General features: G+C 65.5%; 18 protein-coding genes and 1 tRNA gene. 8 read left to right on the forward strand and 11 right to left on the reverse strand.

What is annotated here, in order from left to right:
- Window positions 1-2: 2 nt before the first annotated feature.
- The 3 genes from hutH to hutG are packed head-to-tail and all read right to left on the reverse strand — an operon-like array spanning window position 3 to window position 4015.
- The gene (gene hutH / locus ACQY72_RS01050; protein ID WP_428155112.1) at window positions 3-1532 is read right to left on the reverse strand and encodes a histidine ammonia-lyase; all 1530 of its coding nucleotides are present in this window, start codon (window positions 1530-1532) and stop codon (window positions 3-5) included.
- 3 nt (window positions 1533-1535) lie between these two features.
- Window positions 1536-3200, reverse strand: coding sequence for a urocanate hydratase (gene hutU / locus ACQY72_RS01055; RefSeq protein WP_428155113.1), 1665 nt, complete (start codon window positions 3198-3200; stop codon window positions 1536-1538).
- Window positions 3197-4015, reverse strand: a complete 819-nt coding sequence (gene hutG, locus ACQY72_RS01060; protein WP_428155114.1) for an N-formylglutamate deformylase — start codon at window positions 4013-4015, stop codon at window positions 3197-3199. The genes hutU and hutG overlap by 4 nt, the downstream gene beginning before the upstream one ends.
- A gap of 77 nt (window positions 4016-4092) precedes the next feature.
- On the opposite strand from hutG, the gene ACQY72_RS01065 reads away from it, so the two are divergent.
- Genes ACQY72_RS01065 through ACQY72_RS01080 form a run of 4 tightly spaced genes read left to right on the forward strand, consistent with a single transcriptional unit; the run spans window position 4093 to window position 10843 of the window.
- Window positions 4093-5469, forward strand: a complete 1377-nt coding sequence (locus ACQY72_RS01065) for a formimidoylglutamate deiminase (protein ID WP_428155116.1) — start codon at window positions 4093-4095, stop codon at window positions 5467-5469.
- Window positions 5466-6179: a histidine utilization repressor gene (gene hutC / locus ACQY72_RS01070; RefSeq protein ID WP_428155117.1), complete on the forward strand. Its 714-nt coding sequence runs from the start codon at window positions 5466-5468 to the stop codon at window positions 6177-6179. The genes ACQY72_RS01065 and hutC overlap by 4 nt, the downstream gene beginning before the upstream one ends.
- Window positions 6176-7369 (forward strand): imidazolonepropionase, encoded by a 1194-nt coding sequence (gene hutI / locus ACQY72_RS01075; protein ID WP_428155118.1) that lies wholly within the window; start codon window positions 6176-6178, stop codon window positions 7367-7369. The genes hutC and hutI overlap by 4 nt, the downstream gene beginning before the upstream one ends.
- Window positions 7370-7420: 51 nt before the next feature.
- On the forward strand, window positions 7421-10843 hold the full coding sequence (locus ACQY72_RS01080) for a class I SAM-dependent DNA methyltransferase (RefSeq protein ID WP_428155119.1): 3423 nt from the start codon (window positions 7421-7423) through the stop codon (window positions 10841-10843).
- Window positions 10844-10846: 3 nt separating this feature from the next.
- Here the strand turns inward: ACQY72_RS01080 and ACQY72_RS01085 are convergent, their stop codons facing one another.
- Together ACQY72_RS01085 and ACQY72_RS01090 are read right to left on the reverse strand one after the other, a co-directional pair.
- On the reverse strand, window positions 10847-11224 hold the full coding sequence (locus tag ACQY72_RS01085; protein ID WP_428155121.1) for a response regulator: 378 nt from the start codon (window positions 11222-11224) through the stop codon (window positions 10847-10849).
- Window positions 11221-12729, reverse strand: coding sequence for an HWE histidine kinase domain-containing protein (locus ACQY72_RS01090; protein ID WP_428155123.1), 1509 nt, complete (start codon window positions 12727-12729; stop codon window positions 11221-11223). Before ACQY72_RS01090 ends, ACQY72_RS01085 begins: the two co-directional genes overlap by 4 nt.
- A gap of 119 nt (window positions 12730-12848) precedes the next feature.
- Between ACQY72_RS01090 and ACQY72_RS01095 the strand changes: the two genes are divergently transcribed.
- A complete protein-coding gene (locus ACQY72_RS01095) occupies window positions 12849-14369 on the forward strand; it encodes a carboxylesterase/lipase family protein (RefSeq protein WP_428155125.1) in 1521 nt (506 codons plus the stop codon).
- Window positions 14370-14374: 5 nt separating this feature from the next.
- Here the strand turns inward: ACQY72_RS01095 and gor are convergent, their stop codons facing one another.
- Complete coding sequence (gene gor, locus ACQY72_RS01100; RefSeq protein WP_428155127.1) at window positions 14375-15769, reverse strand: glutathione-disulfide reductase; 1395 nt, start codon at window positions 15767-15769, stop codon at window positions 14375-14377.
- 92 nt (window positions 15770-15861) lie between these two features.
- A tRNA-Lys gene (locus ACQY72_RS01105) sits at window positions 15862-15937 on the reverse strand.
- A 156-nt stretch (window positions 15938-16093) separates the two neighbouring features.
- Between ACQY72_RS01105 and ACQY72_RS01110 the strand changes: the two genes are divergently transcribed.
- Window positions 16094-17506 carry an amino acid permease gene (locus ACQY72_RS01110; RefSeq protein ID WP_428155129.1) on the forward strand — a complete coding sequence of 471 codons (1413 nt, stop codon included), beginning with the start codon at window positions 16094-16096 and terminating at the stop codon, window positions 17504-17506.
- On the forward strand, window positions 17506-17859 hold the full coding sequence (locus ACQY72_RS01115; protein WP_428155131.1) for an Hpt domain-containing protein: 354 nt from the start codon (window positions 17506-17508) through the stop codon (window positions 17857-17859). The genes ACQY72_RS01110 and ACQY72_RS01115 overlap by 1 nt, the downstream gene beginning before the upstream one ends.
- Window positions 17860-18078: 219 nt before the next feature.
- Here ACQY72_RS01115 and ACQY72_RS01120 read toward each other — a convergent pair whose 3' ends face one another.
- Genes ACQY72_RS01120 through ACQY72_RS01135 form a run of 4 tightly spaced genes read right to left on the reverse strand, consistent with a single transcriptional unit; the run spans window position 18079 to window position 19762 of the window.
- Window positions 18079-18351 (reverse strand): type II toxin-antitoxin system RelE/ParE family toxin, encoded by a 273-nt coding sequence (locus ACQY72_RS01120; RefSeq protein ID WP_428155133.1) that lies wholly within the window; start codon window positions 18349-18351, stop codon window positions 18079-18081.
- The gene (locus ACQY72_RS01125) at window positions 18344-18532 is read right to left on the reverse strand and encodes an antitoxin (RefSeq protein WP_428155135.1); all 189 of its coding nucleotides are present in this window, start codon (window positions 18530-18532) and stop codon (window positions 18344-18346) included. Before ACQY72_RS01125 ends, ACQY72_RS01120 begins: the two co-directional genes overlap by 8 nt.
- A 25-nt stretch (window positions 18533-18557) precedes the next feature.
- Window positions 18558-18902, reverse strand: a complete 345-nt coding sequence (locus ACQY72_RS01130) for a chorismate mutase (protein WP_428155136.1) — start codon at window positions 18900-18902, stop codon at window positions 18558-18560.
- 32 nt (window positions 18903-18934) lie between these two features.
- On the reverse strand, window positions 18935-19762 hold the full coding sequence (locus ACQY72_RS01135) for a ferredoxin--NADP reductase (protein WP_428155138.1): 828 nt from the start codon (window positions 19760-19762) through the stop codon (window positions 18935-18937).
- A gap of 109 nt (window positions 19763-19871) precedes the next feature.
- Between ACQY72_RS01135 and ACQY72_RS01140 the strand changes: the two genes are divergently transcribed.
- Window positions 19872-22121, forward strand: a complete 2250-nt coding sequence (locus ACQY72_RS01140) for a S9 family peptidase (RefSeq protein ID WP_428155140.1) — start codon at window positions 19872-19874, stop codon at window positions 22119-22121.
- The last annotated feature ends 18 nt before the right edge of the window (window positions 22122-22139 follow it).

A 22139-nucleotide genomic window follows, 5' to 3' on the forward strand; every position in this document is an offset into this window, starting at 1 on the left:
CGTCAGGCCGAGGGCAGAAGGTCCGCGGCGAAGGCCCGATAGCGACCGGCGCGCACGCCGTCTGTCGCGCGAGCGATGTCGGGCGCGAAATAGTGATCGCTGGTATAGGGGGCGGCGGCCTCTCGCACGATGGCGAAGACCTGTTCCAAGGCGGGAGAACTGGTCAGCGGACGATGGAATTCCAGCCCCTGCGCCGCCGCCAGAAGTTCGATGCCGACGACCGTCGCCGCGTTCTCGGCCATGTCCAGCAGGCGGCGCGCGCCGTGGGTGGCCATGGAAACGTGGTCTTCCTGATTGGCGCTGGTGGGGACGGTATCGACGCTGCACGGATGGGCGACCATCCGGTTCTCAGCGATTAGGGCGGCGGCCGTCACCTGGGCGATCATGAAGCCGGAGTTCAGGCCGCTTTCCTTGACCAGGAAGGCCGGCAGTTCGCTCATCTTCGGGTCGACCAGGATCGATGTGCGGCGCTCCGAGATATTGCCGATCTCGCACAGGGCCATGGCGATCTGATCGGCCGCAAAAGCAACGGGTTCAGCATGGAAGTTGCCGCCCGAGATGACGTCGCCGTCCTCGATGAAGACAAGCGGATTGTCTGTTACGGCATTGGCCTCGCGCTCCAGCGTGGCGGCGGCGGTGTTCAGCACATCCAGGATCGCGCCCATGACCTGGGGCTGGCAACGCAGGGAGTAGGGATCCTGCACCTTCGTGCAGTCGTCGCGGTGGCTGTCGCGGATGGCTGAGCCGATCATCAGGTCGCGAAGACGGCCGGCGACGGCGATCTGACCCGGCTGGCCGCGCAAGGCGTGGATGCGCGGATCGAACGGGGCGTCGGAACCTTTCAGCGCATCGACTGACAGGGCGCCGGCCGCGATGCCGGCGGCGAAGACTGCCTCGGTCGCGAAAAGACCGGCCAGGGCTAGGGCAGTCGAACACTGCGTGCCGTTCAGCAGGGCCAGGCCTTCCTTGGGGCCGAGCGTCAGGGGCGTCAGGCCGATCTTGGCCAGGGCGGCTTCGGCCTCCAGCATCTCGCCGTTCAGCCGCGCTTCGCCCACGCCGATCAGGACGCAGGACATATGGGCCAGCGGGGCCAGGTCGCCAGAGGCGCCGACCGATCCCTTCGACGGAATGCAGGGCAGGACGTCGGCGTTGACCAGGGCGATCAGGGCTTCCAGCGTCTCTCGACGGATGCCCGATGCGCCGCGCGACAGGCTGGCGATCTTCAGCACCATCAACAGGCGCGTCACCGCATCGGGCAGCAACGGTCCGACGCCGCAGGCGTGGCTGAGCACCAGATTGCGCTGCAGCGTTTCCAGATCGCCCGGCGCGATGGAGGTGTTGGCCAGCAGGCCGAAGCCCGTGTTGACGCCATAGACGGTGCGGCCCTCCGCCACGATGTCGGCGATGGTCGCCGCGCTCTTCTCGACATCGGCCCAGGCGGCGGGGGTGATAGAGACGGTCACGGGGCCGTCCAGCACGGCGCGTAGCTGGCAGAGGGTAAGGGGCGATTGGCCGATGGTCAGGGTGGTCATGGCTCAGGCCTTCAGGCTCGGAAGGTTCAGTTCGTGCTCGCGGGCGGCCGCGCGGGCGATCTCGTAGCCGGCGTCGGCATGACGCATGACGCCGGTGGCGGGGTCGTTCCACAGCACCCGTTCCAGCCGTCTGGCGGCCTCAGGCGTGCCGTCGGCGACGATGACGACGCCCGAATGCTGGGAATAGCCCATCCCGACCCCGCCGCCATGGTGCAGCGACACCCAGCTGGCGCCCGAGGCCGTGTTCAGCAGGGCGTTCAGCAGGGGCCAGTCCGAGACGGCGTCGGAGCCGTCCATCATGGCCTCGGTCTCGCGGTTCGGGCTGGCGACCGATCCGCTGTCCAGGTGATCGCGACCGATGACGATGGGACCGGACAGTTCGCCGGACGCCACCATCTCGTTGAACATCAGGCCGGCGCGGTGGCGATCACCCAATCCGATCCAGCAGATACGGGCCGGAAGTCCCTGGAATGCAATCCGTTCTCCAGCCATGTCCAGCCAGCGGTGCAGGCCGGCGTTGTCGGGGAATAGCCGTTTCATGGCGGCGTCGGTCTTTCGGATGTCGTCCGGGTCGCCGGTCAGGGCGGCCCAGCGGAACGGGCCTATGCCGCGGCAGAACAGCGGGCGGATATAGGCGGGGACGAAACCGGGGAAGTCGAAGGCGTTTGAGACGCCTGCGTCGAACGCGACCTGGCGGATGTTGTTGCCATAGTCGGTCGTCGGCACGCCCATCGCTTGGAAGGCCAGCATCGCCTTGACGTGTTCGACGATGGAGGTGCGCGCGGCGGCGGCGACGCTGTCTGGATCGCTGACGCGCTTATCTTCCCATTCGGAGACCGTCCAGCCGGAGGGCAGATAGCCGTTGATCAGGTCGTGGGCGCTGGTCTGATCGGTGACCAGATCGGGGCGAATGCCGCGTCGAACCATTTCAGGAAGGACATCCGCTGCATTGCCCAACAGGCCGACGGATATGGGGTTTCCCGTTCGCCCGGCGTCATCGATCAGCGCCAAAGCCTCGTCCAGCGTCTCGGCCATGACGTCGAGGTAACGGGTCTTCAGCCGCATCTCTATCCGGCTGCGCTGGCATTCGATGGCCAGGCAGGATGCGCCGGCCATGGTCGCAGCCAGGGTCTGGGCGCCGCCCATGCCGCCCAAGCCCGCGGTCAGGATCCACTTGCCCGACCAGTCGCCGCCATAGTGCTGGCGACCGGCCTCCATGAAGGTCTCATAGGTGCCTTGGACGATGCCCTGGGTGCCGATGTAGATCCACGACCCGGCCGTCATCTGGCCGTACATCATCAGGCCTTTGCGATCGAGTTCGTTGAAATGCTCCCAGGTCGCCCATTTGGGCACCAGGTTGGAGTTGGCGATCAGCACCCGCGGGGCGTCGGCATGGGTGCGGAACACGCCGACCGGCTTGCCCGACTGCACCAGCAAGGTCTCGTCGGCTTCCAGCGTCTTCAGCGTCTCGACGATCCTGTCGAAGGCGGCCCAGTCGCGCGCCGCCTTGCCGATGCCGCCATAGACGACCAGATCCTGGGGCCGCTCGGCCACTTCTGGGTCGAGGTTGTTCATCAGCATGCGCATGGCGGCTTCGGCCGCCCACGTCTTGGCGGTCTTGTCCGGCCCGCGCGGGCTGCGAACGATCCGGGCGTTGGGCGTGTTCATCTTTGGCTCTCCGCGAAGTCGATGCAGGCGGTCAGGACGCGGTGCAGATGCCGACGCATCGGCTCGGCGCGCTCCGGTTCGTAGGCGCTGGGCCAGTTGTCGGGCGACACAGGACCGGCGGGATCGAGGATGTAACCCCGGTCCGCCAGTTCCATCTGGATGGCGTGAACGCCGGTTTCGGGGCGGCCATAGTGGCGCGTGGTCCAGCCGCCCTTGAACCGGCCGTTGACGATCAGGCTGGCGCCACTGCCGGCGCAGGCGGCCTCCACGGCCTGGGTCAGGTCTCCGGCGCAGGTCACGCCGTCGTTGTCGCCGATGTTGAACTGAGGCAGTTCGCCCTCGAACAGGCGCGGCACGACGGACCGGATGGAATGGGCGTCGTAGAGGACGACCGGGCCGTCGCTGCGCAGCCGGTCCAACTGGGATTGCAGGGCGGCATGATAGGGATCGAACCATGTCGCGCGTCGCTCGGCGATCTCGGCCGCATCGGGCTCTTGGCCCGCCCGATACAGCAGCTCGCCGTCGAAGGTCTCGGTCGGGCACAGGCCGGTCGTCGTCATGCCGGGATAGAGGGAGGCACCTGACGGGTCGCGGTTCACGTCGATGACGCTACGGGACACGCCGGTGCGCACCAGGGTCGCGCCCATGTCGACGGCGAAATCGTACAGCCGATCAACCCACCAGTCGGCGTCCTTGCGCGCCAGCCAGCCTGAGGTCATTCGCGCCTCGATGGCGGCCGGAATGTCGGTCCCGGTGTGCGGCAAGCCGATCACCAGCGGCGCCGAACCCTCATGCACGGTCAGCCAGTCCTGCATCCGCTCAGCCTCCCTCGCCAAATCGATCCGTCGTGGTATGTCTAGACATATTGATCGCAACACGACGGACCTGTCCAGTGACCCTTCAGCCGCAGCCTGTGGATCGCACCCTCTGGTTCGAGGCGGCCCTGCTGCCGGACGGCTGGGCGCGCGATGTCCGCATCGGCGTGGCGGACGGGCGGATCGTCAGTCTCAAAGCGGGCGTGGCGCGCATTGGCGGGGATCAGGGCGGCGGCGTCGCCCTGCCGGGCGTCGCCAATGTCCACAGCCATGCCTTCCAGCGGGCCATGGCCGGTCTGACCGAAGCGCGCGGCCCATCCGACGACGACTTCTGGACCTGGCGCGAACTGATGTACCGCTTCCTCGACCGGGGCGGGCCGGAACAGATCGAGGCCATCACAGCCCTGGCCTTCATGGAGATGCTGGAGGGCGGTTTCAGCCGCGTCGCCGAGTTTCATTATCTGCATAACGACCCATCGGGCGCCGCCTATGCGGATCGGGCCGAGATCGCCGCGCGCATCGTGGCGGCGTCGCAGGCGACGGGTATCGCCCTGACCATGCTGCCGGTCTTCTACGCCCATGCCGGGTTCGGGGGGCAGCCGCCGTCGCACGGACAGCGTCGCTTCATCAACGATCTGGACGGGTTCGCGGATCTGGTCTCGCGGTGCAGGACTTTGACGGCCGATCTGCCGGACGCCGTGGTCGGCGTGGCGCCGCACAGCCTGCGCGCCGTCAGCCCTGACGAACTGGCGGCCATGCCGGCGCTGGCGGGCGACGGGCCGATCCATATCCATGTCGCCGAACAGACCAAGGAGGTGGCGGACTGCCTGGCCTGGTCGGGCGCCCGGCCGGTCGAGTGGCTGCTGGCCAATGCGCCGGTCGATCCGCGCTGGTGCCTGATCCACTCAACCCATGTGAACGAGGCCGAATGGCGCGGCGTGGTTGAGCGCTGCGCCGTCGTCGGCCTTTGCCCGATCACCGAGGCCAATCTGGGCGACGGCGTCTTTCCGGCGGCCGATTTCACCCGCGCCGGCGGGCGGTTCGGGATCGGCACGGATTCCAATGTTCAGATCGGCGTCGCCGAAGAGTTGCGGATGCTGGAATACAGCCAGCGGCTGGCGCTGCGCGGGCGCGCCGTCATGGCGGATGCGAAGCGCTCGACGGGCCGCGCCTTGTTCGACCATGCGCTGGCGGGCGGCGCTCAGGCGACAGGTGCGTCATCGGGTCTGTGCATCGGGGCGTCGGCGGACATCGTTTCGCTGGATACGGGCGGCCTGGCCTTCGCCGGACGGTCGGGCGATGCGTTGCTCGATAGTTGGATATTCGGCGCGCCGACGGGCTCGATTTCGTCGGTCTGGCGTGCGGGGCGCGAGGTCGTAAAGAACGGCCGTCATATCGCGCGGGACGCCATCGAGGCGCGCTATCGCAAGGCGCTGGCGACGGTGCTGGGGTGAGCCTGCATCGCCGCATCTACGCCGATCTGGAGGGGCGTATCCTGTCCGGCGATCTGTCGCCCGGCGACCGGATTCCGTTCGAGCACGAGTTGACCGAACGCTACGGCTGTTCGCGCATGACGGTGTCCAAGGCCATTTCCGAACTGGCGGGCCGTGGGCTGGTCACGCGCCGCCGCCGGGCCGGCACCTTCGTCGCCCAGCCTAAGGCCCATGCCGCCGTCCTGGCCATTCCCGACCTGCGGGCCGAGGTGATCGAGCGGGGGCAGGCTTACGGCTATGTCCTGATGGAGCGGATCGAACGGGAGCCGGACGGCGCGGACGAAATCGAATTGGCCTCGGGCGGTCGTCTGCTGGACCTGACCTGTCTCCACAGCGCCGACGGCGCACCTCTGGCACTGGAGCACCGGCTGATCGCCCTGGGCGCAGCACCTCAAGCTATAGACGTTGATTTTCAGACGTTTCCGCCGGGAAGTTGGCTGCTGGACTCCGCACCCTGGACCGAGGCCGAGAACCGCATCTCGGCCATCGCGGCCGACGCCCGCGCCTCACGCCTGTTGGAACTCAAGCCCGGCGCCGCCTGCCTGTGCGTCGAGCGGCGGACTTGGCGGGACGGGCAGGGGGTGACGCGGGTCTGGCAGACCTTCCCCGGCGACCGCTATGATTTGGTCGCGCGCTTCTCGTCAGCCCACTCAAAGGAGCCCCGCCGATGAAGGCCGACCGTCTGCTGATCGATTGCCACGTCGCCACCATGGTCGAGGGGACGGTCCCCTATGGCGCCATTCAGGACGCGGCCTTGGTCATCGCCGACGGCCGGATCGCCTGGGTCGGGCCGCGCGCCGATCTGCCCGCCGTGGATGCGGCCGAAACCGAGCGGCTGGATGGGCGCTGGGTCACGCCGGGCCTGATCGACTGCCACACGCACCTGGTGTTCGGCGGCGACCGCTCGGCCGAGTTCGAGCAGCGGTTAGGCGGGGCGACCTATGAAGAGATCGCACGCGCAGGCGGGGGCATCGTCTCGTCGGTCAAGGCCACGCGGGCGGCATCGGAAGACGACCTGTTCGCCTCGGCGATGACGCGGCTGGCGGGGCTGAAGGCCACCGGCGTGACCACCGTCGAGATCAAGTCCGGCTATGGACTGGATCGCGACACGGAGCTGAAGATGCTGCGTGTCGCCCGCCGGATCGGACGTGAAGGCGGGGTGCGCGTCCGCACCAGCTATCTGGGCCTGCACGCCGTGCCGCCGGAATATCGCGAAGATCGCGCCGCCTATGTCGATCTGGCCATCGACGACATCCTTCCCGCCGCCCATGCCGAGGGCTTGGTCGATGCGGTCGACGCCTATTGCGAGCCCATCGCTTTCTCGACCGATGAGGTGTCGCGCCTGTTCGACAAGGCCCGCGCCCTGGGCCTGCCGGTCAAACTGCACGCCGACCAGTTGTCGAACGGCGGCGGCGCGGCGCTGGCGGCGCGCTATCAGGCCCTGTCCGCCGATCACATCGAACACGCGACCGAAGAGGGCGTCGCCGCCATGGTCGCCGCCGGCGTCGTCGCCGTCCTGTTACCAGGCGCCTACCTGATGCTGCGTGAAACGAAAGCGCCCCCCATCGATCTGCTGCGCCGCCACGGCGTGCGTATGGCCGTCGCCACCGACTGCAACCCCGGCACCTCGCCCGTGGCCTCCATGACCGCCGCGCTGAACCTCGCCTGCGTCCAGTTCCGCCTGACCCCGGAAGAGGCTCTGGCCGGTGCGACGCGAGAAGCGGCGCGGGCGCTTGGGATGCTGGACGAGATGGGCACAATCGAACCGGGGAAGGCGGCGGACCTTGCGATCTGGGACATCTCCCGCCCGGCGGAGCTTTGCTACTGGTTGGGCAAGCCCGTGCTCCACGCCATAACGTAAAACACCCCAAGGTTGTAGCCGTGACGAATACACGTTAAAGAGGTCTTCAGGTTGGGGATTCTCTTTATGGATGTGGACGAGTTCATCAGGATCTGGACGAACACTCCGGCTTCGGAGCGGGATGCAGCGCAGTCGTTTGTCATCCATCTCTGTAGAATAATCGGTGTCGCCGCTCCGAACGAGAAGAAGGTCGGTGATCTGGACTACGGGTTCGAGCGGATCGTTCGGTTTCGTCATGACGACTCCAGCTCCCACTGGGGGTTCATCGACTGCTACCGTCGCGGATCCTTCGTTCTGGAAGCAAAACAGACGGCGAAACGGCTGGCTGGCGGGCCGGACACCAACCAGATGAAATTCGTCGGGCCAGACGTCGTCGAGCGAAAAATGGAAAACGCCAGGGCGCAAGCCAAAGGCTATGCGCGCGCACTGGACGAATGGCCGCCGTTCCTCATCATCTTGGACGTGGGGCGATCCATCGAGCTTTGGTCCGATTTCAGTCGGATGGGAAAGACCTATCTCCACTACCCGGATCGCGAAAACTACAGGATATCGATCTCAGATCTAAGCGATCCCAAGATCCGAGAACGGCTTGCGGCCGTCTGGACCGATCCAATGTCGCTCGACCCGGCGAAAAAGGTCGAGGATGCGACCACCGAGATTGCAGCGATCCTAGGCCGGTTAGTCCAATCGTTCCGCACGCGCTTTTCACGAGATGCCGATGGGGCCGGCGATCCGGTGCATCGTGCGGCCTGGGAAAAACGGGTGGCCGTCTTCGTCATGCAGTGCGTGTTCGCCATGTTCGCCGACAGCGTTCAACTGATCCCGGACAGGGCGTTTGCGCAGTTTCTGAAGAGCTACAGAGGGGACGCAAAGAACCTGCATAGGGCGATCAGCCAAGTCTTCCGCACGATGGACACCGGCGGTCATTGCACTGTGCTTCGATGCGATATGCGCTGGTTCAACGGTGGTCTGTACGCCGAAGACGCCGCAATCGCCGTGTCGGAGAGTGAACTCGATATCCTCTGCCAAGCTGCTGGCTGTGATTGGGCGAGGGTCGAGCCGGCGATTTTCGGCGCACTGATGGAGAATGCGCTTTCAACCGAGGAACGCGGTGAGCTGGGCGCTCACTATACCCCGAAAGCCATGGTCGAGACGCTCGTCCAGGCCACCATAATGGATGTCCTCCAGAAAGAGTGGGAAGCTGCCGCCGTTCAGATCGACAAGTTCGAGAAGCACGGCGATCTGCGCAAGGCGACGGATCTGGCGAAGTCGTTCCATCTGGCCCTGTGTCACATCAAGGTGCTCGACCCCGCGTGTGGCACGGGCAATTTTCTTTACATCGCCATGGACAGAATGAAGGGCCTCGAAGGCGAGGTGATCGAGCGGCTAGCGGCTCTTGGTGAGTCTCAGAGGGTTCTTGAAACCGATGGGTCATCGGTCGGCCCACGCCAGTTCATGGGGATAGAGAAAAGCACCCAAGCCGTCTGGATCGCGACGGTGGTCATGTGGATCGGCCATTTGCAGTGGCATTATCGCCTTTCAGGAAAAGTACACCCATCCAATCCCATCCTGAAGGACTACTGCGTCGTCGAGCAGGGTGACGCCATTCTGGCATGGCGCGGAGTGTCTGCGGCGCCAACGTCTAAAGACGGTATTCGCTATGTCGAGCCCTACGCCCCGACGTGGCCTAAGGCGCATTTCATCATCGGAAACCCGCCGTTCATCGCGGGCAAGGATCTTCGCGCCGAGTTGGGTTCAGCCTATGTCGAAGCGCTCTGGTCCTCTCGTGGTGATCGCTTTCGATCAGCGGATATCGTGACGGTATGGTGGGATCGGGCCGCTGAAATCCTTGTCTCGGATGTCGGAAAGCAGGGACCGTTCGAGAATATCTCCGCCCTGCCCAAGAAGCGTTCGATACCCGAGCCGGCTCTTCAGCGCTTTGGATATGTAACGACCAATTCGATCACGCAAAACTTCTCGCGTCGTGTTGTCGAGGAAAGGCTTGGCGGCGCGTCGCCGATGCGGCTGACCTTCGCTATCGCTGACCACCCCTGGATCAAGGGCGAGGCAGCTGCAGCCGTCAGGGTCGCGATGACGGTCGCAGAGGCCGGGGCGCCTGATGGTCGCGGGCGCCTGTTGCAGGTCGTTCAGGAAAGCGTAGACGGCTTAGTCTATACTGAAACCAGAGGCGATATAGGAAGCGATCTGACGATCGGGCGCGGGATTGATCGCGCGGTTGTGCTCAAGGCCAACCGCCTGCTGGCGCATCGCGGCGTGCAACTGATGGGGGAGGGCTTCCAGGTCTCTTCGGACAAGGCTGAGACGTTGGCGAGCTTATCCGTGGATCGTCATATCATCCCGCTCAGACATTATCGAAACGGCAAGGATCTGACAGAGCGGTCGCGCGATCTTCAGGTCATCGATCTGTTCGGCTGGTCGCAAGAGGACGCAAAACGACAGCATCCCGGCTTCATGCAGCATTTGATGGAGACGGTGAAGCCGGACAGGGATGTCAACAACCGGCCTTCCTATCGCGATAGCTGGTGGATTTTCGGCGAGCCAAGACGAGATCTTCGCGATGCCTTGAAGGGGCTGCCGCGCTTTATCGTCACGGTGGAGACATCCAAACACAGATGGTTCCGATTTCTCGATGCCTCGATATTGCCGGACAATCGTCTGGTCTGCATTGCGTCCGACGACCCGTTCGTTCTGGGCGTCCTTTCGTCCAGAATACACAGGGCGTGGGCGCTCGCGGTCGGAGGACGGCTTGAGGATCGTCCCGTCTATTCAAAAGGCTTATGTTTCGATCGGTTTGCGTTTCCTGACATAAGCAGTCTGGCGCGCCAGGAAATCTCCACCGTCGCCGAGGGTCTGGACGATCTGAGAGCCCATGTCCTTGCCTGCAACCCCGGCATGGCGATGACGACGCTCTACAACGTGATGGAAAAGACGTCTGCGGGGGTTGCGCTGAGTGAGGCCGAACGAACCGTCCGCCAAGTCGGATGCGTGGACCTGCTGCTGGATGCCGGCCAGCGTCTGGATCGACTGGTGTTCCAAGCCTACGGATGGGCGTCCGATATCGGTGACGCGGCTATCGTTTCACACCTGGTGGCGCTCAATCAGAGGCGTGCTCTGGAGGAAGATGAGGGGCGAATCCTTTTCCTTCGTCCCGAGTTCCAAAAGACCAGGCTACCCAAGCTGCGAAAATTCCTTCCGTCGGCGCATGTCGAACAGGATGTCTCTCGTCCTCCTCTACCCTCGGATGAGATTGGCCGGATCATGAGCGTTCTGGAGGTGTTGCGCGGCGTCGGTCGCCCTTTGGGCGCTGACGATCTCAAGTCGCTTTTCGACGTTCCGAAGGGCGCGCAGGGCGTAACCAAAAGTCTTCAGCACACGTTGGACATTCTGACCGCGGCGGGAAGCATCTACCGCACCGACGTCGGCTGGTTCGCGCCGCGGCGTATGCCGAGCTAGGCCTCAGGCCTGGGCGACGCCCATGGCCTTCATCAGGGCGTCGCGGATGGCGGCTTCGGTGAAGGGCTTCTGAATGGTGGGTTGGCCGCGCCATTCTTCGGGCAGACCGCCTTCGCCATAGCCGGTCGAAAAGACGAAGGGCACGCCGCGCGCTTTGAGGACTTCGGCGACGGGGAAGACCTGGCGGCCGGCGACGTTGACGTCCAGTAGGGCGGCGTCGAGGTCGGCCGTGTCGCGGGCCAGGGTCTCGCCATCGTCGATGTTGGACGCCGGACCGACGGGAATGCACTCCATGTCTTCCAGGATCGTCTCCAGTAGCATGGCGACGAGGGATTCGTCTTCGACGATCAGGACACGGCGGCCGGTCAGGGGTTGGGTCATCGTGAAGCCGTCCTGTCGAGCGGAACCGTCAGTTCCGCGATCAATCCATCGGGGGCGTAGACCAGATCGATCTCGCCCGCCAGATCATGGCGAATGTTTCGTTCAATCAAGCGGCTACCGAACCCTCTTCTGTCCGGTGCCGTAACTTTCGGACCACCCATCTCGCGCCAACTGAGCTTGAGCTTGCGCGCCCTCTGATCGGCCAGAGCCCAGTCGATCAGGATGCGGCCTTCCGGCGTGTGGAGCGCGCCATATTTGGCGGCGTTGGTAGCCAGTTCGTGGAAGATCATGCCCAGAGACAGCACGATGGCGGGCTCCAGCGACACCGGAGGGCCGTTCAGGCTGATTCGGGTGTGGCCGTAAGCCTCGGTCTCGTGCTCCAGGATGGCGCGCAGGTCGGCGCCTTCCCAATGGCTTTGCGTCAGCAGGTTGTGGGTGTGCGACAGGGCCATGATCCGGGACTGAAAGGTCTCGGCGAAGCCTGCGGGATCGGTGTTGGAACGCGCGGTCTGGATGGCGATCGACTGGACCGTGGCCAGGGTGTTCTTCACCCGGTGGTTCAGCTCGTCGATCATCAGCTTCTGGCGTTGGGCGGCCAGGACGTTATCGGTGATTTCGTGGCCCTGAACGAAGATGCCGACGACTGCGCCCGCGTCATCGCGGATCGGTTGGTAGATGAAGTTCAGATAGACGGTTTCCAAGGGCCCGTCGGGCGTGCGCTGCAACTGGGCCACGCTCTCGCGGCCTTCGTAGGGCTCGCCGGTCGCGAAGACGCCGTCGAGGAAGTCGTAGAAACCCTGACCCACCAGTTCCGGCAGGGCCTCACGGACCGGCTTGCCTGCGATGTCGCGATGACCGATCAGCTGGCTGTAGGCGTCATTGTGCATTTGGAACTGATGTTCCGGGCCAGACAGGATGGCGACGAAACCCGGCGCCTGCATGAACATTTCGACCAGACGATTGCGTTCGGTCTCAAGGCGGCGATTGTCCTCCTGGACCGACTGGGCGCGGCGCAGAACCGAGCCGCCGATGATGGCGTCCAGCGCAGTGGTCGGCTCGTCCGGCCGTATGGCGGGGGAGAGGTCCGTGACGTCCGTGGTGTGCTGGAGCAGCATCACCACCTGTCCCGCATCGTTCAGGATCGGCGTGTGGGTGGCGCTCCAGATTCGTTCCACGAACACCTGGCTGCCGTCCGGCAGGGTATGGGGCATCGAATAGCGCACGACGGCCAGGTGGTCGCGTTGTCGGGTGTCGCGCGCCTTTTCCAGAGAGGCGCGGACCTGGCGAACATTTTCCGGCGCCTCGGTTCCAGGGCCGGAGTCGAAGGTCGAGAACAGGGGTTGTCCCAGCACCTCACTGCGCTTGACGCCCGTGACGTCCATATAGGCCTGATTGACCTCGGCGATGCGCAGATCAGGCGTAATCAGCATATAGGAGTTGGGCGAGCCCTCGAAGGCCGCGCCCAGATCGACGGTCAGGTCGCTTGTTTTCACCGTGTCGTTCAACGCCTACCCCGTCCAGCTTGACGATAACGCACGATCTTCAAAACGGTTCTACCGCGAGATGTCGTGAACTGTGATCGCAAGGTCATTGGCGCGATCTCAGGATTTGCTAATCAGCGGGGATGACAATCGCCGGCGTCTTCGCCACCCTCACGCTCATGATGGCGCCCGCAGCCGACCAGCCCACCGTCCGCATTCAGCAAGGCGTCCTGATCGGACGCGCCGATGCCGACGTGGCCGCGTTCAAGAACATTCCCTACGCCGCGCCGCCGACGGCCGAGCGGCGCTGGCGGCCGCCGGGCGCCGCGCCGACCTGGCAGGGGCAGCGTGACGCCGGCGCCTATGGGCCCCTGTGCATCCAGGCGCCGCCCAGCGGTGATCCGGGGGTCGGGCCTTTGCCGATGAGTGAGGACTGCCTGAACCTGAACGTCTGGCGGCCGGTGGGCACACGCCAGCCGGCGCCGGTCATGGTGTGGATTCACGGCGGCGGGCTGGTGAACGGGTCGGGCACGGCGCCGCTGTATGACGGCACGACCCTGGCCAAGCGCGGCATCGTCGTGGTGACGATGAACTATCGACTGGGGCGGCTGGGCTTCTTCGATCATCCCGCACTGGCGGCCGAGCGGCCGGCGGGCGAGGCGGCGGGCAACTATGGCCTGATGGATGTGACGGCGGCGCTGAAATGGGTGCGCGCCAATATCGCGGACTTCGGCGGCGATCCGGAGAACGTCACCATCTTCGGCGAGTCGGCGGGCGGCGCCATCGTGACGCGGCTGATGATCTCGCCGCCGGCGCGGGGCCTTTTCGACCGGGCCGTGGTGCAGTCGGGCCTGGGACGCGAGTTGCAGACGCCGCTGGACAAGAAGGGGCCGCACGGCGCCCCGTCGGCGCGGGAACGAGGCGAGGTCTGGTCATTCGGCGCGGGTCTGAGGACGGCCGCCGATCTGCGGGCCGCGCCGGCCGACATGTTCCTGACGCCGCCGCCGGTGTTCGCCAACGGCGACCTCACCTTGGTCGATGGACGGATCGTTCCGTCCACCGTCGAGGCGGCGTTCAAAGCGGGGCGGCAGGCGCCGGTTCCTCTGATCATCGGCACGAACAGCGCCGAGTTCTGGTGGATGCGGCCCACGGACCGCAACGGCTATGGCCAGGTCGACGACGACATGACCTGGCTGGAGCGGGCCGACGCGGTCCAGGCCTATGGCGGTCTGGACGCGTTCGACAAGCTGGCCATCACGGACCTGGTGTTCTCGGAACCGGCGCGGATGCTGGCGCGGCTGCACAACAAGGCCGGTCATCCGGCCTGGCTCTATCGGTTCGACATCTCGTCGCGGCAGAACCCCGAGCCGCACGGCGGGGCCACTCACGCGATCGAGCGGCCGTATGTGTTCGGCACGCTGACCACCCTGCCGTATCCGGTCGAGGATCGGGATCGCAAGGCGTCGGAGGCCATGATCGGTTACTGGACCGCCTTCGCGCGCTCGGGCGATCCCAATGGCGTGGGCCGGATCGAGTGGCCGCTCGCCAGGGCAGGGGATACCTTGCTGATGAACTTCGGCAACGCCGGGCCGACCGTGACGCCGGTTCCGTTCAGTGCACGGCTGGACCTGCTGGAACGGTTCCGCGACAGGCCCCGTCCGTAAGGGCGTCAGCCGGCCGAGGTGGCGCCGGACTGCTTCTCCTTCAGGGTGACCAGTTCCTCTGCCATGGTCGGATGGACGGCGCAGGTGGCGTCCCATTGGGCCTTGGTCAGGCCAGCCTTCACGGCGATGGCGGCCAGCTGGATCATCTCAGGGCTTTCGGGGCCGACGATGTGGACGCCGACCACGCGCTGGCTGTCGGCGTCGACGACCAGCTTCATCAGCACCCGCTCGTCCGAGCCGGTGAAGGCGTATTTCATCGGGCGGAAGCGGGTGACGTAGACGTCCACGCCGTTGGAGCATGACCGGCGCGCCTCGGCCTCGCTGAGGCCCACGACGCCGACTGGCGGCTGGCTGAAGACGGCGGTGGCCACGGCCTCGTAGTCGAAGTGTTGGGGGTTGTCGCGATAGACGGTCTGGTGGAAGGCGACCGCCTCGCGGATGGCGACGGGCGTCAGGTTCATCCGGTCGGTGACGTCGCCAATGGCCCAGATATTATCGGCCGTGGTCTTCGAATAGGGATCGACCTTGATCGCGCCCTCGTCATTCAACTCGACGCCGGCGGCTTCCAGCCCCAAATCCTTGACGTGGGGAATGCGGCCGGTGGCGAACATGACCACGTCGGTTTCCAGCTTCATGCCGTTTTCCAGATGGTTGACCAGGCCAGTGGCGGTCTTCTCGATCTTCTCGTGCTGGCAGCCCAAAATGACCTTGATGCCGCGCTTCTCGATCTCGCCGGCCAGGTGCGCGCGCACGTCGTCGTCGAAGCCGCGCAGGATGTTGGGGCCGCGATAGATCAGGGTTGTCTCGACACCCAAGCCCGCGAAGATGCCCGCGAACTCCACCGCGATATAGCCGCCACCCGCGATCAGGATGCGTTTGGGCAGTTCGGGCAGGTGGAAGGCTTCTTCCGAGGTGATGGCGTGTTCGATGCCGGGCATGTCTTCCGGCTTCCACGGCCGCCCGCCCGTGGCGATCAGGATCTTCTCGGCGGTGATGGTGCGGTTCTTGCCCCCCGAAGACTTGGCGATCTCGACCGTATGGGCGTCCTTCAGGACGGCGCGACCGTGGACCAGTTCGACCCCGGCCTTGCCCAGGTTGGCGGCGTAGATGCCCGACAGGCGCGCGATCTCGACGTCCTTGGCCTCAAGGAATTTAGGCCAGTCGAACTTCGCGTTGTCGAAGGACCAGCCGTAGCCCTCGGCGATCTCCAGCGCGTGGCTGACTTCCGACGCCATGACCATGAACTTCTTGGGCACGCACCCCCGGATGACGCAGGTGCCGCCGACCCGATACTCTTCGGCGACCGCGACCTTCTTGCCATCCAGCGCCGTCAGCCGCGCCGCCCGCACCCCGCCCGAACCGGCGCCGATGACGAAGAGGTCGTAGTCGTAGTCGGCCATGGGTGGATTCCGTTCAGCAGAGGGCATCGGCATTTAAGCCGCGCTGCGCGAAATCCAAGAGGCTCAAGCTGTTGGGAAACAAGGAAAGACGATGGTGGGTGATGTAGGGTTCGAACCTACGACCCGCTGATTAAGAGTCAGCTGCTCTACCAACTGAGCTAATCACCCGACCGATCGTCTGCGTCTTCGGGGGCGAGAGGCCTTGCCGAAGGGCGCTCCTACTACCCAGCGGTTCGGGGGTTGGCAAGCGCTTTCGCAAACTTTCTTCGGCGGGGTATGGTCCCCTTGGAATCAGCCGCGGCAAGCGGCGGGGGAGCGAGCATCATGGCATTCTGGAACCGGCGTCGATCGATCGACACCATGCTGGCGCCGCACGACGGACCGCGGCTGAAGCCGACGCTGAGCTGGCCGCATCTGCTGGCTCTGGGCGTGGGCGCCATCGTCGGCACCGGCATCCTGACGCTGATCGGCGTGGGGGCCGGGCTGGCGGGGCCGGCGGTGCTGATCAGCTTTGGCTTGGCGGGTATTGTGTGCGCCTGTGCGGCCCTGGCCTATGCCGAACTGTCGACCATGATGCCGACGGCGGGCAGCGCCTATACCTACTCCTATGCCGTTCTGGGCGAGATGATCGCCTGGGTCGTGGGGTGGAGCCTGATCCTGGAATATTCGCTGGTGGTCTCGGCCGTGGCAGTGGGCTGGTCCGGCTATGCCGTCGGCTTCCTGAGCGGGCTGGGGATCGACCTGCCGCTGGCGCTTGTCGCGGGGCCGCACGCAGGCGGGATCATCAACCTGCCGGCTGTGGCCATCATCGGGGTGGTGACGGGCCTGCTGCTGCTGGGCACCAAGGAGAGCGCGACGCTGAACGCGGTTCTGGTGCTGATCAAGATCGCGGCGCTGGTGGTGTTCGTGGCCATCGCCCTGCCGGCGTTCAAGTCCGAGCATTTCACGCCCTTCATGCCCAACGGCTTCGGCGCGCCCTTCGTCCAGACCGGGGTGATGGCGGCGGCGGCGATCATCTTCTTCGCCTTCTACGGGTTCGACGCCATTTCGACGGCGGCGGAAGAGACCAAGAAGCCCGAGCGCGACCTGGCCATCGGCATCGTCGGCTCCATGCTGATCTGCACGGCGCTGTATCTGGTCGTGGCGGCTGCAGCGATCGGCGCGCGGCCGGTGGCGAGCTTCGCCGACAGCCCCGAGCCCTTGGCGCTGATCCTGCGTGAGATGGGGCAGGGGACGGCGGCCCAGTGGATCGCGGCGGCGGCGGTGATCGCGCTTCCGACCGTGCTGCTGGCCTTCCTGTTCGGTCAAAGCCGCATCTTCCTGGGGATGGCGCGCGACGGCCTGTTGCCGCGTCGCCTGGCCAAGGTGTCGAGCCGGGGCGTGCCGGCGGTGGTGACCGTGTTCACCGCCGTGGTGGTGGCGATCCTGGCGGGTCTGTTGCCGCTGGACGAACTGGCGTCGTTGGCCAATGCCGGGACGCTGGCGGCCTTCTGCTCGGTCGGGGTGTGCCTGATCGTGCTGCGGATCCGCGAGCCGGGCCGCAAGCGGGTGTTCAAGGCGCCGCTGTGGCCGCTGGTCGGCGCGGTCAGCGTGATCGGCTGCATCATCTTTTTCCTGAGCCTGAAGCCGGTGACGCAGATCGGATTCCTGGTCTGGAATGTGATCGGGATCGCCATTTATCTGCTGTGGTCGTCCAAGAACTCGCGCCTGGCCAAGGGCGAGGAGACGGCGGCCTGATGGCGTTGCGCGATCTGACGGGTGCGGTCGATTTCGCCGTGCTGAACGGCATGACGGGCGGGGACGACGCCACCAACGAGGAGGTGCTGGGCCTGTTCGTCAACCAGGCCGGCCTGTGGTCCGTCATGCTGGATCCCAAGGCCGAGGGCTGGCGCGACGGGGTCCACACGATCCGGGGCGCGGCGGCGGGTATCGGCGCGCGAGACCTGGCGGCGATCTGCGCCGAGGCGGAAGCGGCGGACCAGACGCTGGCTGCACCGGCGCTGGAGCGGGTCCGCGATGCGCTGGACGGGGCGCTGGCCGATGTCGCGGCCTATCGGCACGAACTGATGCTGCGCGGCCTGAAGGGATAGGCGTCTGGCTGTCCGAAATTGCACTGCACTCGGAAAAGGCGTGCAAAGTGCAAGAAGGTGCAATTTCGGCAGGCGGCGCGCAGCGATGTCAAAGACCGGCGCGCATTATAGGGCCGCCGGAAGAGGCGCTAGGTCGATTGACGCTACTGCCGCTTAACGTGTTGATTTCAAAGTTCAGCGTATCTGGAAACAGGATGGCTGAGGCGAGCGAGCCCGAAGCTAGGGTGCGTTTTCCGCAGCATGCCGGACGTCCAGAATGAAGACGCGGCCACCGACGACTTGGTACCTAAGCAGGTAGGGAGAGATGTGGGTTAGTTGACGACGACCGCCGGGGATGGGCGCGCCTCTTTCAGGATGTTCGGCCAAGCTGTCGCCGCCCAGCATGAGGCGCAGGGCCATGCGCTGGCTGGCCAGCGGACTGAACTGAGCGATGTAGGTTCGGATGGCTTCGATGTTCCGAATAGCTTTCGCCGTCCAGATGACCTCAGCCATTGATGTTCCATTTGGCCGGAGGCGGACCTTCTTGCGGCGTCCCCCAGGTCTTAAGCCACTCGACGACATCTTTGTGCGAGACCACGCGGCCGGCCGCGATGTCGGCCTCCGCATCCGCCAACGAACGCGCATCCGCCTCGGCGTCATGGTCGCTGAAGATGGAGGGTTCCGGTCGAGCCATGACCGGAAGCTAACATTTCGCCGCCCTAGCTGCGAGTCCGGTCGTAGGTCGCGAACTCGTGGGCGATGCAGCGGTCGATGAGCAGGCGCCAGACGGGTTCGGCGATGTGGGGCGACAGGTTGTGGGCCTCGGCCGAGACCAAGACCTTGGCGACAACGTCGTCGATGCGGGCCTGGTCGAAGACGGCGTCGCGGTCGGGCTTGATGCGGGCGGCGGCGTCCATGTAGCGCTGGCGTTCGGCCAGCAGGGCTACCAGGGCGCGGTCAAGGGCGTCGACGCCCTGGCGGACGTCGGCCATCGACTGGCATTCGGCGGGATCGACGCGGGCGTCGACGGCGACTTGAACAGCGACGGGGGCAGGGTGGTGCATGGCCGTGGGGTTAGCCGCTCAAGCCATGACGTTCAACCGACGAAGGCGCGTTCCAGCACGTAGTCGGCGGGTTCGGCGTTGGAGCCTTCCTTCAGCCCGTAAGTCTCCAGCAGCTCGCCGGCTTCCTTGATCATGGCCATGGAGCCACACAGCATGGCGCGGTCGCGGGTGGGGTCGAAGCCTTCGGGCAGGCCCAGGTCGCGGAAGAAGTCGCCGGACTTGATGCGGTCGGTGATCCGGCCGGGCGTTTCGAAATCCTCGCGCGTGACGGTGGGGTAATAGGTCAGCTGCGCCTTCGCCTCTTCGCCGATCAGCGGATCGTCGTGGATCTCGCGGGTGAAGAAGTCGCGATAGGCCAGGTCGGCGACGCTGCGGACCGTGTGGATCACATAGACATGGCCGAAGCGGGCATAGGTGTCGGGATCACGCGCGACGCTGAGCCAGGGGGCCAGGCCGGTGCCGGTGCCGATCAGGAAAAGGCGCTCGCCGCCGGTCAGGGCGTCCAGCACCAGGGTGCCGGTCGGCTTCTTGCCCATCAGGACGGTGTCGCCGGCGACGATCTTTTGCAGGCGAGAGGTCAGGGGGCCGTCGGCGACCTTGATGGAGAAGAACTCCAGCTCCTCGGCCCAGCAGGGGCTGGCGATCGAATAGGCGCGCAGGACGGGCTTGCCGCCATCTTGGCCCGGCAGGCCGATCATCACGAACTCGCCCGAGCGGAAGCGGAAATCGTCGGGCCGTTTCACGCCGAAGCTGAACAGGCTGTCGGTCCAGTGGCGGACCCACAAAACCTCCAGTTCGTTGAACGGGCTGGCTTTGCCAGGAGCCTTGGTCGGAGCGGGGGAGAGGGCGGCGTCGGTCATGGTGCGGTCTCTCTAAGCTGAGAACCCCTCGCAGGGAAGAAAAAGCCTTTCGTCCGGCGACCACTTTTCCTCGTGACGGCTTGCAGAAGCGCCGCTAGCGTCCGGCCCCATGCGCACAGTTCTTCTCGCCTCGACCATCCTTCTGTCGGCCGGTTCCGCACTCGCCCAGGAGACGCCCTCCAACATCCTGACGCCCGAACGGGTGTTTTCCAGCCCCAGCCTGAATGGTCCGGTGGCCAAGGGGGTCAGCCTGTCGCCGGACGGCCAGCTGGTCGCCTTCCTGCGCTCGCGCGAGGACAATGTGGACGTTCAGGATCTGTGGGCCGCGCCGACGGGCGAGGGCGAACCGTACAAGCTGATCGACGCGCGGGCCCTGGTTCCCGACGCGGGCGAGCTGTCGGAGGCCGAAAAGGCCCGGCGCGAGCGGATGCGGATCAGCGCGCGCGGCGTGGTCGAATATTCGTGGGATCAGCAGGGGCGCTATATCCTGGCGCCGCTGGAAGGCGACATCTTCCTGGCCAACCGGGCCGACGGCAAGGTGCGCCGCCTGACCGAGACGCCCGCTGACGAGATCGACGCCAAGGTCTCGCCCAAGGGCAGCTATGTCTCCTATGTCCGGGATCAGAACCTGGTCGTCTATGATCTGGCCAGCGGCAAGGAGACGCCGATCACCGATGACGGCGCGGGCCTGATCACCTGGGCCACGGCCGAGTTCATCGCCCAGGAAGAGATGGACCGCGACACCGGATACTGGTGGAGCCCGGATGAACGTTACATCGCCATGACGCGTGTGGACGAAAGCCCGGTCGATATCGTGCCGCGCTTCGAGATCACCGGCGCGGGCGCGACTATGGTCGAGCAGCGCTATCCCCGCGCTGGCCGACCCAATGCGGTGGTCGAGCTGTATGTCCGCGACCTGCAAAGCGGCGGGAGGGTCAAGGTGGACCTGGGGTCCAACACCGACATCTATCTGGCGCGGGTCGATTGGGCCGGCGACGGCAAGACCCTGTACGTTCAGCGCCAGTCGCGCGACCAAAAGACTCTGGACCTGCTGAGCGTCGATCCGACCACGGGCGCGTCGCGCGTGATCCTGAGCCAGAAGGCTGAGGCCTGGGTCGATCTGAACAACGACTTCCGCGTGCTGGCCGACGGCCGGTTCATCTGGTCCAACGAGGACTCGGGCTGGCGGCACCTGTATCTGTATGACCGCAACGGCCGGCGGCTGCGGGCGATCACGCGCGGAGACTATCCGGTCAAGAATCTGGACGGCGTCAACGAACAGACCGGCGACGTCTATTTCACCGCCTCGATGCGCGACGGCAAGGAACTGCCGATCGAACAGCAAATGTTCCGCGCCAGTCTGAACCGCACGGTCGATCCCGTCGCGGTGACGCCGGGCGGCGGCTGGTGGAGCGTGTCGGTCAACGGGCCGGCGACGGCCTATGTCGGCAATTATTCCGACCCGGCGACGCCGACGCAATCGGCCCTGTACCGGATCGACGGAACGCGCGTGCGCTGGATCGAGGAGAACAAGCTCGATGCCGCCCACTCGTTCGCGCCCTACGTCTCGCGGCTGCGGGCGCCCGAGTTCGGCACGATGCAGAGCCAAGGCCAGACTCTGGTTTGGCGCATGACCACGCCGCCCGACTTCGATCCATCGAAGAAGTATCCGGTGGTGATGCAGGTCTATGGCGGGCCGGGCACAGGGGCGGGCGTGCAGAAGAGCTGGCAGCCGCTGACCAATCAGTTGCTGACCGAGGCGGGATACATCGTCTTCCGCGTGGACAATCGCGGCGAGGGGGATAGGTCGCAAGCGTTCGAGACCAGCATCTATCGCCGCCTGGGCATTCCTGCGGTCGAGGATCAGACTTTAGCCGCCAAATGGTTGAAGACCCTGCCGTATGTCGATGCGGACCGGATCGCCATGATGGGGTGGAGCTTCGGCGGCTTCCTCAGCCTGCTGGCCGTGACCGAGCCCGAGGCCGGGCTGGCCTCGGCTCTGGCCGGCGCCGCCCCGACCGAGTGGAGCCTGTACGACACCCACTACACCGAACGCTACATGTCCACGCCCCAGGCCAATCCGGAAGGATATGCCGCCACCGACGTCCTGCCGCGCCTGGATGATCTGACCGGCCGCCTGCTGATCCTGCACGGCATGGCCGACGACAATGTCATCTTCGGCAACGCCACCCGCGTCATCGATGCGCTGCAGGCCAAGAGCGTGCCGTTCGAGATGATGCTCTATCCCGGCCAGCGGCACGGCGTCCGCGGCGAACCGAGGCAACTGCAACAATGGCGCACCTATCTCGATTTCCTGGACCGCACGATCGGCAAGCGGGCCGAGCCGGCCGCCGACTGATCCTGGCGGCTGCGGTCG

Origin of the sequence: Brevundimonas sp. (assembly GCF_965279155.1) — a bacterium.
Taxonomy (GTDB): Bacteria; Pseudomonadota; Alphaproteobacteria; order Caulobacterales; family Caulobacteraceae; genus Brevundimonas.